10 protein-coding genes are annotated in these 10,890 nt (G+C 68.4%); 4 read left to right on the top strand and 6 right to left on the bottom strand.

Features of this window, described 5'->3' with window-relative positions; genetic code table 11:
* Positions 1–5: 5 nt before the first annotated feature.
* From EG812_RS27570 to EG812_RS27595, 6 genes are all read right to left on the bottom strand, one after another.
* Positions 6–983, bottom strand: coding sequence for an SCO2522 family protein (locus EG812_RS27570; protein ID WP_233579670.1), 978 nt, complete (start codon positions 981–983; stop codon positions 6–8).
* A complete protein-coding gene (locus tag EG812_RS27575) occupies positions 968–1,897 on the bottom strand; it encodes an SCO2523 family variant P-loop protein (protein ID WP_013733235.1) in 930 nt (309 codons plus the stop codon). Before EG812_RS27575 ends, EG812_RS27570 begins: the two co-directional genes overlap by 16 nt.
* Entirely contained in the window at positions 1,897–3,738 is a 1,842-nt protein-coding gene (locus EG812_RS27580; protein WP_043720568.1) for an SCO2524 family protein, read from the bottom strand. Before EG812_RS27580 ends, EG812_RS27575 begins: the two co-directional genes overlap by 1 nt.
* Positions 3,739–3,967: 229 nt before the next feature.
* Positions 3,968–4,756: an SCO2525 family SAM-dependent methyltransferase gene (locus tag EG812_RS27585; protein ID WP_013733233.1), complete on the bottom strand. Its 789-nt coding sequence runs from the start codon at positions 4,754–4,756 to the stop codon at positions 3,968–3,970.
* Positions 4,757–4,881: 125 nt separating this feature from the next.
* Positions 4,882–8,616, bottom strand: coding sequence for a P-loop NTPase fold protein (locus EG812_RS27590; protein WP_126713306.1), 3,735 nt, complete (start codon positions 8,614–8,616; stop codon positions 4,882–4,884).
* A gap of 82 nt (positions 8,617–8,698) precedes the next feature.
* Entirely contained in the window at positions 8,699–9,607 is a 909-nt protein-coding gene (locus EG812_RS27595) for a hypothetical protein (RefSeq protein WP_126713307.1), read from the bottom strand.
* 107 nt (positions 9,608–9,714) lie between these two features.
* On the opposite strand from EG812_RS27595, the gene EG812_RS29390 reads away from it, so the two are divergent.
* The 4 genes from EG812_RS29390 to EG812_RS29010 form a co-directional block, all read left to right on the top strand.
* Positions 9,715–10,002 (top strand): hypothetical protein, encoded by a 288-nt coding sequence (locus tag EG812_RS29390; protein WP_199743971.1) that lies wholly within the window; start codon positions 9,715–9,717, stop codon positions 10,000–10,002.
* Between the two features lie 24 nt (positions 10,003–10,026).
* Positions 10,027–10,539, top strand: a complete 513-nt coding sequence (locus tag EG812_RS27605) for a SigE family RNA polymerase sigma factor (RefSeq protein ID WP_126713308.1) — start codon at positions 10,027–10,029, stop codon at positions 10,537–10,539.
* The gene (locus EG812_RS27610; protein WP_126713309.1) at positions 10,536–10,748 is read left to right on the top strand and encodes a hypothetical protein; all 213 of its coding nucleotides are present in this window, start codon (positions 10,536–10,538) and stop codon (positions 10,746–10,748) included. Before EG812_RS27605 ends, EG812_RS27610 begins: the two co-directional genes overlap by 4 nt.
* Before the next feature lie 47 nt (positions 10,749–10,795).
* A partial coding sequence (locus tag EG812_RS29010; protein ID WP_148113823.1) for a helix-turn-helix domain-containing protein occupies positions 10,796–10,890 on the top strand: 95 nt, incomplete at its 3' end.

Here is a 10,890-nt window from a genome sequence, read left to right on the forward strand (position 1 = left end):
CACACTCACCCGCCGATGAACACGTAACTCAGCCGGTCGACGAGCTCGCTGGGCAGGTCCAGGCCTTCACCACCGGCGCGCCGGGTGATCTGTTGCGCGACCGCCGGCGGTACCGCCACCTGACCGAGGATGGTCCGTACCGCCAGCTCGACCGGCAGGTACTGGGTGTCCATGAGGGTCAGTGTGCGGTACGCGCAAAACGGCGCGGCGGTCGGGTTGAGCTGGACGATCGCAGGCAACTCGTCCCAGTCGGCGGGTAGCTCGCCGGTGAGCCGGCTGGGTTGCATCAGGGTCTGCCCGCGGTGTCGCAGCACGCCCAGCCGGGCCATCTGCCAGACCGATGCGAGCAGCGCGCACGCCCACTCCCGGGTCTGCGGTCCGTCGGACCACAGCTCTATGTCGACGAAGATCGAGTGCCGGGGGTCACCGGACTGCACCGGCGGGGACCAGGGGCGAGGCAGGGTCATCGCCGGCGCGTCCACGTACCCGGGTGAGCGCATGCCGTTGGACAGCCACCCGGATTCACTGAGCGGGGGCCGGCTTCCGGTGGTGTGCCGAGGTGGCTCCACCACGAGGGTGTCGACCACCATCTGGGCGAGTTCGACGCCGCCGTGACGGGCGAAGCTGGATTCCCGAGCCACGTAGTCCAACACCAGGCCCAGCTCTGCCGCGGCACTCTGCACCTGTGGGATCACCTCGCGGGGTGAGCCGAACCGGTGGAAGTAATCGTCCACCATGAAGCAGGTGCTGATCCGCGGCTGGCGCGGGGCCGACAGTCCCTGGCGGGCCAGCGCCGGGATCGCCGGTGACCAGTCGGCGATGCGCGCGAACCTGCGCCGCAGGTCCTGGCAGCCGCTGCCGAAGTCGTCCGCGTAGAAGTGGCCCAACTCGACCGACAGATGTGAGTACGCCACGCTCTCTGTCCGACGCACCGCAGCTGCCTCCTGGAACCTGACATCCACGTCGATCACACGGTTTCCCATGCGGTCTCGTCGAAGAGCTTTTCGGTCAGCTCCACGATGGCGTCCACCGTCTTCACATTCGCAATCTTGGCTTGTACGTCATGGTCCGAAATGAGCTGTTCGCGCCACTGCAACAGCGGGTCCAGCGGTACCGCGCCGAGCAGCGTCGTGCGTCCGACACCTCGACGGCGGGCCAGTTCCGACAGTTCCGTGTCGCACTTGCGCAGGAATGCCTGCTGCGCGAGGTCGAGGTGGCCGACCTCGGGGCCGCGGGAGTCGATCACTGCCGTGCGGATGAAACGCAGCGACTCCCGCAGCCGCTCCGGCTCGTGGCCGTACTCCTTGGCCATGGCGAGGATGCCACCCGCCTCAAAGGCGAGATCAGCCGCCGCGGTGACGTGCTGAGGAGTCCAGCGATGGAAGACCAACCAGCGCGCGACCACCTTGCGTAGCGCGGGTGTCGCGGTGGCAGCCAGCACCATCTGACTGGCGTACGACCGGCCGGCGCTGAGGTCCACGAGGGTCAGGTCGAACTCCTCTTCCAGTCGGAGGAAGAGCTCGGCGCAGCGTTTGGCGATGTCGTTGGTGAAACCGAACTCACTGCCGTTGCGCTGGCCGGGTAGGAGCACCAACGGACCCGAACCGATCGGTCGCTGGCGCAGGCTGGCCCGTTCCGAGCTACCCCACACGTCCAACTGCTCGGGAAACGGGATTTCTCCGCGCAGGTAGCGGTGCAGGCCGCCGTTGTTGGGTCCGGCGCCCTCCACCCCGTTGACGGCGTCCGGGATCTGAAACGTGATGCCGGCGGTAGGCGAGCCGAAGTCGTAGTCCAGGTAACAGGTGGGACGGCCGGACAGGGCGCTGCGGTAGGCGATGTTCGCGGCGGTCACCGAACGACCGGTGCCACCCTTGTGCGACGTGACGAAGACCAGCATCAGATCCCCTCGCTGGCTTTCTGCTGCCCGGTAGTGACGTCGTTGAGCAGGAGCAGCAGCGTGTTCGCCAGGGCGGCCGCCGTGCCCGGGCGTTCGTCCACCAGCAGTTGCGCCTGGCGCAGGCTCGCCCGGATGCTGCGCATGCTGCGTTGCATCGCCTCGCCGGCGAACGTGCCGCGCATCAACTCCCGGTCGAACAGGTATTCCGCTTCGTCGATCAGATCCTGCGCGTACCCGGAGAGCCGGGCTGCGCGCGGGAAGGGCCGATCCCAGAGCAGCTGACCGGCGTTGACCAGCGCCTGTACGACCCGCGCGGTCAGATACCAGGAGGGCGCTTCCGGCCTGGGAGCCAGCCCGGGGAAAGCGCCGCCGGCATGGTCCCACAGCCCTCGGTGCCGGCCGTCGGGAATGCGGCGCAGCAGCAGGTGGTCCCACACCTCGTCGGCCAACTCGAGCAGTTCGCTGCGCCGCCGGGCGTTGCTCAGCAGACCGGCGACGGTGATCGCCCGCTGCAGCAGCACGGTGGAGAACTCGTTCACGACCCACGTCATGATCGGCTTGGACGTGTCGTCGTTGAGGGTGACCCGCTTACCGGGAGTGTGCACAAGCAGCGCTGACTCGCCGGGCGTTGCGCGTCGGGTGACGCGGGCCCGCTGGGCCAGTTCCACCAGGACCGCGGCGATGCGGCCGAGTTCCTCGTCGCCGCCGCGTCCGACCGCGAGCAGTCCCTTGACTGCCAGCGACGTCGCTTGGAGGGTGTAGTAGTCGGTGCGGTCGCCGTCGGTCGTGCGCCACGGGATGTCCTCGATGGGCCATCGCCGACGGTTGCCGAAGGTCGCCACCGTCGCCCAGTAGGTCCGGGTCAGCTCCCAGCGTAGCTGCAGCGCCCGGGACAACCGCTGTTGTTCCTCGTTGAGCAGGCCGAGCAGGCGGGTACGTTCGGAGTTCAGGTCTTCGATGGCATCCATCGCGATGACCGTGAAGTAGAGGTAGGGGGCATTCTCGGCCGAGCCTTCGCGTTGCCGGCCGATCGACTCGCTGGTGGGGACTTCCTCGGCGCCGGCGATGATGCCCCACGACCAGCCGCATTCGAAGAGCATGTCGCTGTTGTCGAGGTCTTCGGTTACCCGGCCCGACCCGATGACCACGCTGCGCAGACTGGCCATGGTGTCTCGCAACTGCTCGCGCAGCGCCGCGACGAGTTCCCGGCGCGGTAGCTCGTCCTGGTTGACCATGTCGCACAGTCGTCGGCCGTACTCGTCGGTGGAGGTGAAGACGAAGGTGCTGAAGCTACGCAGCAGGCCCACCATGGCGGCGGTGAGCCGAATGCTGGCCATCGTCTCCAACTCGTCCAGTTGCGCGAGCAGTTCCCGTCGCTGGGTGGCACTGCGGTAGACCTTGACGAAACCGATGGTCGCCAGCGTGAGGGTGACGGAGACGGCGAACGAGTCGACGATGTCCTGGGACCGTTGTTCCTCGGTGAGCTCCGGGCCGCCCTCGACGGGGGTGAGGTAGCCGCCGCCGCCGAAGACGGGCGTGCCGTCCTCGGCGGTGTACCGCCGGAAGTAATCGATCATGACGGTGACCAGCCGGCGGGGTATTTCGATCGCACCGCCGAGGGAGTTGAGGGCCTCGATCACCTCGTCGTCGGCGCGGTCGGGGTCGTCGAGCGACAGCGCAGGGATCTTCGATGCGGGCAGGAGCAAGGTCAGCAGTTGCTCGGCATCATTTATGGAATTGCTACCGCTTCGGCCGCCCCAGTGCCATTCGCCTTTTTCCCAGCAGCTCCGCACCGTGGCCCGCCAGATGTCGAGGATCTCCTGGCGCGGCTGTATCCGCATGATCCACCGCCGTCTGCATGTAGTCGCCGACTCGGAATTGCTGGTGTTGCTGTGCGCACGGTGATCCACGATGACCGGCACGGATGTGCAGTGTCATGGTAACGGGCCGGTCGAGTGTCACCGGAGACGCTCTGCCACCCGCATGTCAGCGAGCCACAGGACATGGTGCAGGGTTCCACGCGGCAGACCGGGGCATCCGGTCGGGGGCTTCCATGACAGTCGCCGGCGCCTATCCGCGGGTGCGGCCGGTGGTCAGCAGCATGCTCTGGTATCCGTCGCGCAACGGCGGTCGAGGGCGCTCCTCGTGGACGGTCACGTCGTACGCGCCGGCCGCGATGCCAGCCACCACCTCGGCGCGGTGCAACGCCACGGCCGGAAACGAGCGCAGGCCGACGCGGTATCCGACGGATCCGAGCATGACGGCCACGGCGAAGGGTGCGCCGGGACGCAGCGCCCGCAGGAACCGGGCGACGGCGTGTTCGGCCTCCGCCCGGTCGGCCGAGATGGAGCAGGCCACGAAAAACATCGTGCCCGCGTCCCAGGTGTGCTGCGGCAGGTCGAAGACGCTGGTCCGGCAGACCTGGCCGACCTGAGCCAGGCGCTGTCGCGGATCCGACAGCGCCGCGTACGCCGGATGCTCGACGCAGACCTGCCAGTACGGATCCCAGAGTTCGTCGTAGCCGTCGACCTGCGTACGCAGCCAGCGCACGTTCGACGTGGACAATTCACACAAATCGATGGCACGCGCGAACGGCAGGAGCGTCAGGGCCGGATAGAGGTTGGCGCCCGATCCGACGTCGACACAACGCGCGTCGGTCAGCTTCGCTGCGGCGAAGAAGTCCCGGGTTCGGCGGAGCAGCTCCCGGTCGTCGGAGCGCAGGTCCGCGTAGTTGTGCCGGACATAGGCCTGCGGGTCGAACCTGTCCCACTCGACCTCGGTGTTCACCGGCCCCGGGGACTGCATCGGCACGGATGACGCGGAATCGCCACGACCGCCGGCCTCCGGGGTCAACGCCATGGACGTGCCTCCATCGGTCTCAGCGGATCACACTGGGTTCTCGCTCCGGCGCGCTCGGTGCACTGGCCATTGTGTATCGAACCTGTTACCTGCCCGCAAGTGACGGCACGTCACCCCGGACAGCGTCAGAAGAGCGCTCGGGTGAGCTTGAGGAGCTCAGCATCGCAGTGGTCGCGGAGGAGTTGACGGAGGCCGGCCAGTGCGTGCGCATGCACATCCACGTCGATCCCGAGCCGCTCGACGGCCTCTGCCCAGGCTGCGTCGGCGGCGGCGGTCTTCGCGAGCAGGTCGAGCCCGCGGGCCGTCGGGTCGAGGTAGCGGTGCAGCGGGCGCTGTAACGCCGGCCACCGGGTGACGATCTCGGCGATGAGTACGAGGTGGCGGGCGCGACGGATCGCCTGGTCCGGGGGGACCGGCTCGCCCGAGGCAAGCAGGCGTTCGTAGAGCTGCCAGACGTTGAGCAGCCGTTTGGCCTCGCGCAGGGAGCGGTTGGGCTGCGCGGCCAGCCGGCGCGCGATCAGGCTACTGACCTCAGGATGCCGCTCGATGGTCCGCCATGGCACTGTCTCCACCGGAATGGCTGCTGGAGGTACGGGGGCGGATCGAGTCCCTCGGAGCTCGACTGCCGGCTTCGAACGCGGCGCCGGCACGGGCGGTGCGGCGGTGGGCGGGACGGAGGCCGGACGTGGGGCCGGCGCGGTGATTCGGTCGACGAACTCGCCGACTGCTGGTTCGGGGATCTGCGGGAGCACCACCGGGAGTTGAACAAGCTTGCGCAGAAAGGCCCACCCCGGGCTCGGGTCGTCGCCGTACCGGGCGACGCCGGATCCGCCGAGTGCGGCGTACACGTTGTCGAGGTGCGCTGCGATGATCTCGGGATCGAGTGCGACAACGAACCGTGCGCGCAAGCCTTGGCGGGTGGTGACCCCGGAGAGGAACAGGTTGATCGCCTCGAACACCTCCGCAGCGGTGCCCGGCCGGCAGCGGTCGATGTCGTCAACAAAGACGACCAACTCGTATCCGGCCCGACTCAGGTCGCCGATGACTTCCCCGATGTCGTGCTGGTACAGGTACAGGGAGCCAGCCCGGGCCCGGTGCAGCGGGTCGGGTGCCACCTCGGCGTCGGTGGGGTTGTCGAGCACCGGCCGGTGCAGCAGCGTCGGTGGAAGGTAGTCCGCAACGGCGCCGAACGCATACCGGGCGGCGGTATGGGCCAGCGCGGCGACGACAAACGCGAGCGAGATGTACAGCGCGACGGCCGGCGCGGTGATCGAGTGCCCAAGGATCTGCACCGGGTGGTCGAGCGCGGCGAACGCGAGCGCCAACTGCGCCACGACCACGATCAGCGCGACACCGAACAGCGGTGAGATGACCCGGCGGTGCAGGAAGCGGCGCAGCCCGTACCGGTCGATGCGGCCGAGGTTGTGCGCAAACCAGTACCGCTCCCGTTCGGCATCGGTCCGGTACAGCACGGCTCCGGCCGCCTCGATGACCTCGTTCGCGAGGCCCGCCCACACCTGCTCCCCGGACTGGTGTGCCCACGGATTGAACCAGGCGGTAACGACTCCCTGTACCGGGCTGAGTGGCGGGTCGGCCGGCTGCGCATGCGGGCCGCGGCCGAGTTGCCGCAGCGCGGCGCCGACGGTCAGCCGCCGTGCCCCACGCCCGGCGCCGGGCTGGGCTTGCGGATGGTGCCGGGAGATCCGTTGCCGTACCAGCGCCATCAGCGTGCTCTTCCCGCTGCCCCACGGGCCCTCGATGCTCACCACCGCAGGTCCGGTTCGGTCCGCGTCACCGGGTCGGAACAACTGCTCGGCCACCGCGTCGGCTAGCTGCTGCCTGCCGATTGTGTCCCGGGTAGCCGGAGCGTCTGACAGGCCCCACATCGCGATCGGCCCGACCTCGATGGTGCGGATCGCCTGGCCGGTCGTGAGATCCCACAATCGAACCGTGCCGTCGATGCCCGTGGACACCAGACGCGGGCTGCCGTCCTCCGAAGTCCACACGTCCAGGTTCCACACGCCGCCGGTGTGCCCGGTCATCGGCCCACCGACGGCTGTCCCCGACTGAAGGTCCCACCGCCGGATCGTGCTGTCGTTGGAGCCGGCGGAGGCGAGCATCGGACGGCCGGCGGTATCGGTCCAGGTGACCAGCGACCGGACGGCGCCGGCGTGTGCGGTGAGGGACGGCCCGATGGGCGTGCCGGACTCCGCGTCCCAGATCCGGATGAGCCCGCTGACACCGCTGGACGCGAGCTGGATCCGGCCGTCCGGTCCGGTCCACGTGGTGAGCGACCGTACCCAGCCGATCTGTCCATCGAGGGAGAGCCACGGCCGCGCTCGGTCGCCGAGAACGTGTACCCGGATGATCCCGTCGTCTCCGCCGACGCCGAGGCAGGTGCGCCCGTCGGACCGGGGCCACACGGCCAGCGCAAGGACCCACCGCAGATGTGGGCGGCAGTCAACTATCTGCTCGGCGGCACCAGTTGCCGGATCCCACACCCGTACGGTGCCGTCGGCACCACCGGAGGCCAGACGCGGCCGTCCATCCGAGTCCGTCCAGTGCACCAGGGCCGGAATCCAGCCAGCGTGCCCGGTGAGGACCGCCTGCTCCGTTCCCGCAGTCGGGTCCCAGATCCGAACGGTGCCGTCATCGCCGGCCGAGGCGAGCTGGATCCGACCATGCTCGTCGAACCAGCTCACCAGGCACCACACTGCGGCCGTGTGCCCGACCAGCGGAGCGGTGACCTCGGTGCCGGTGTCCGCGTCCCGGATCCGGATGCTCCCACCGTCTCCGGCCGTCGCGAGATGGGTACGTCCCTCCGAGGTGCGCCAACTCGTGACCGCCCAGACACCGGCGCTGTGCGACGTCCGAGGCTCGTCGACCACCCGGTGGGCATCGGTGTCCCAGATGCGGATCGTGCCACTCGCCGCCGCGACGGCGAGGTAGCCGTAGCCCTCCGGACCCGTCCACGCCGTCATCGAACTCTCCGACCCGCCGATATGCCCGGTCAGCGGCTGGCCCACCGGCTCGCCGATCTCCAGGTCCCAGATCCGTACGGTGCCGTCCATGCTGGCCGAGGCCAGCCGGTGGCCGTCGTCGGTGGTGACCCAGGTGGCGAGGCTGTGCACCCAGCCCGCATGCCCGGCCGACGACAAAGCGCTCACGTCGCCGGATTCCGGGTCGACGATCTGAATCATTCCGTCCGTGTGGCCGGATGCCAGTCGTAGCGTGCCGTCCCGAGCGGTCCAGGCGGCAAGGCTCCATACCCGGCTGGCCGGGAGTCGGTTGACCAGCGCGCCGGTGTCGAGGTCCCATACCAGGATCCCGGCCTCCTCGCTTCCGCCGGCGAGGCGGGCGCCCTTTGCCGGATCGGTCCACGTCGCGAGCGCATTGACCGGGCCGGAACCGGCCACGGTCAGGTCGCCCAGTGCCGCGCCGGTCTCCGGGTCCCATAGTCGTACCGTGCCGTCCACCGCAGCTGACACGAGCCGGACCGACCCGTCGTGCGTGACCCACGTGGCGATGTCCGGGATCCACCGGTCGTGGGCCCGCCAGGCCTGGGCGACCGGCGCACCCGTAACGAGATCCCACACCCCGAGGTAGCCACCGCCCTCGTCGCCACCACTGCCGGCGCAAGCCACCCGGGCTCCGGCCTGGCCCTCCCACACCGCGAGCGCGAGCACCTCAGCGGCATGCGTGAACCTGTGCATCGGCGTCGCCCGTCCTTGCGCCACCTGCCACACCTGAACGACGTGGTCGGTACCGCCGGAGACCAGCCAGGTTGTGCCGTCGGAGCATTGCAGCGCCTCAAGCGCGCCAACCCCACCGCGCTCGGCCGCCACCCAGGCGGTGTCCACCAGACGACTCCAGTCGGGACGAGACAGCAACTCCAGGATACGAACAACCAGGCTCAAGCGCTGGTTGGCTGCCGGCTTTCCATCATGTCCGCGGCCGCACAGCGGCCAGGTCCTGGGAAAATGGGAGCAGCCGGTGAAACTTGCCGGCGTAGCTCGCGATATCGGCAGCATTCTGCGAAAAGTGATTGTCGTCGTCATGGTCCGACATCGACACGGTCCGGTGCATGATCCTTCCGTCGATGACAACAAACGACTCGCGAAGCGACTTCTGTATCCGGCGGTTCTGCACCCATTTGACGTTAATCCCGATATTTGCCTCAATTTCCATGAGGTCGTAGAGTTTCGGGGTCACGTTCTCGGAGATGAAGATGCGGGAGATTCGCACACCGCGGTCGGCGATGAGCGAGCGCTGGATCTCCAGATACTCCCGGTAGAGCGGCAGCTGCCACCACACGTCCTCAACCTCGGCCGGGCTCGAGCCGAGCACCTCGGTTGTGGCGGAACGCATCAAGTCCAGCAGCACATTGGAGTACGTGAAGTCGAGTTGCAGGCGGCCGTCGGCGATGCCGGACAAGTCGTCCAGAGTGTTTCGTACCCGCGCCACAGCCTGCTCCACGAGGATGTGATCGAGCTTCTCCGCGCGGCTGGCCTGCCCGATCTTCGCCAGCCGCTTGACCTCGGGGTCGAACAGTCCGAGGTTGGCGCCTCTGCTGATGAAATCGTACGTCTCGGTAACCGAGCGCAGGGCAGACTCAGTTCGCGTCCAGCCCTGGTCAAGTTCGCGGTGCGCGCGGGCCTGCTCCTCCTTGATCTCGTTGAGTTTCTGCATCATCCCGAACAACAGGCTCGTGGCCACGCCCGTGAGACCCAGGGCGACGCTCATCGGCCCGCTGATGCCAGCCAGCAACGTGGCGACGATTGCGACGAGAGAGACCAGCGTGCCCAGAACCGAGATTGCCCAGTCAGCCGTAAACCTCTTGAGGTCGCGCATTCGATGACCACCCTAAACCCCGACCAAGGAGTGATGTCGTTGGCGCAATCTCGGCGGAATCATCCGCCAAGGAACTCATCCTAGGAGCCATAGTCAACGCGTCCCACGTGACGATCACGTCGGACAGGCCGCGCCGATTGCCCACCGCCGACCTGCAGGGATCGGCCCGCCTGGAATGGCACACATTCGAAGCCGCCTGCGCCGTGTACCTCACACCGGTGCTCATCCAACCGATGGCAGCCGACGACGTTGCTGCCGCGGTGGCCGAGGTCGTGGTCGGCGCGCCGGCCAATGCGCTGGTCGAGGTCGCCGGACCGGAGCAGTTCCGCCTCGACGATCGAGGAAGCATTTCGTGGATAGCGGGCGCGATCCCGTGCGTCTGTGGTGGTGAATGAGGCGTACGGGACGGAGCTGAGCGGTTGGACGACAAGGCGAGAGCCAGGTCCGGTGAGTTCGCGCAGAACCGGACCGCCGCCCTGATCAGGGCGGCGTACCTGCTCACCGGCGACCAGCATGCCGCCGAGGATCTGGTGCAGTCGGCGCTGGCCAAGACGTATGCCAGATGGCCGACGATCCGGCACGAGGACCCCGAGGGGTACGTGCGCGCGGTGATGTACCGCGAGCGGGTCAGCTGGTGGCGGCGCCGGGGACGACTACGGGAGACGCTGGTCGGCTCGCCGGTCGAGCGGGAACACCCGGACGACAGCGGCCACGCCGACCTGCGGCTGGCCATGCGGGCAGCTCTGCTGCGCCTTCCCGTGGCGCAACGCGCGGTGCTGGTCCTGCGGTACTACGAGGACCTGCCCGAACAACAGGTGGCCGAGGTGCTCGGCTGCTCGGTCGGGACGGTCCGCAGCCGGACCCACCGGGCGGTCAGCCGGCTGCGTGAGGTGCTGCCCGGTGCCGAACTCGTGCTGGAGCTGAAGCGATGAACACCCCGATCGACGACCTCATCCGATCCACCCTCACCGATCTTGCCGAGGAGGCAGTTCCGATGAACCTGACAGACTCCGCCGTCGCCCGGGCGCGCAGGCGTCGTACCCTCACCGTCTCGGTGGGGGTGGTGGGCGTCGTCGCCGCCCTCATGGTCGGCACGCCACTGGCGTTGGCGGTGAGCCTGTCGGCTCCGCCTGAAAACTGACCCCGTGGTTCCGGTTGAATTTTGACCCCTTCCGGAAGCATCGGGAGGTGCTGAGCGTGGAGGACTGGGCGGAGATCCGTCGGTTGCACCGGGCGGAGCGGATGGCGATCAAGGCCATCTGTCGTCGGCTGGGGGTCTCGCG

This window comes from Verrucosispora sp. FIM060022, assembly GCF_003977705.1.
Lineage (GTDB): Bacteria > Actinomycetota > Actinomycetes > Mycobacteriales > Micromonosporaceae > Micromonospora > Micromonospora gifhornensis.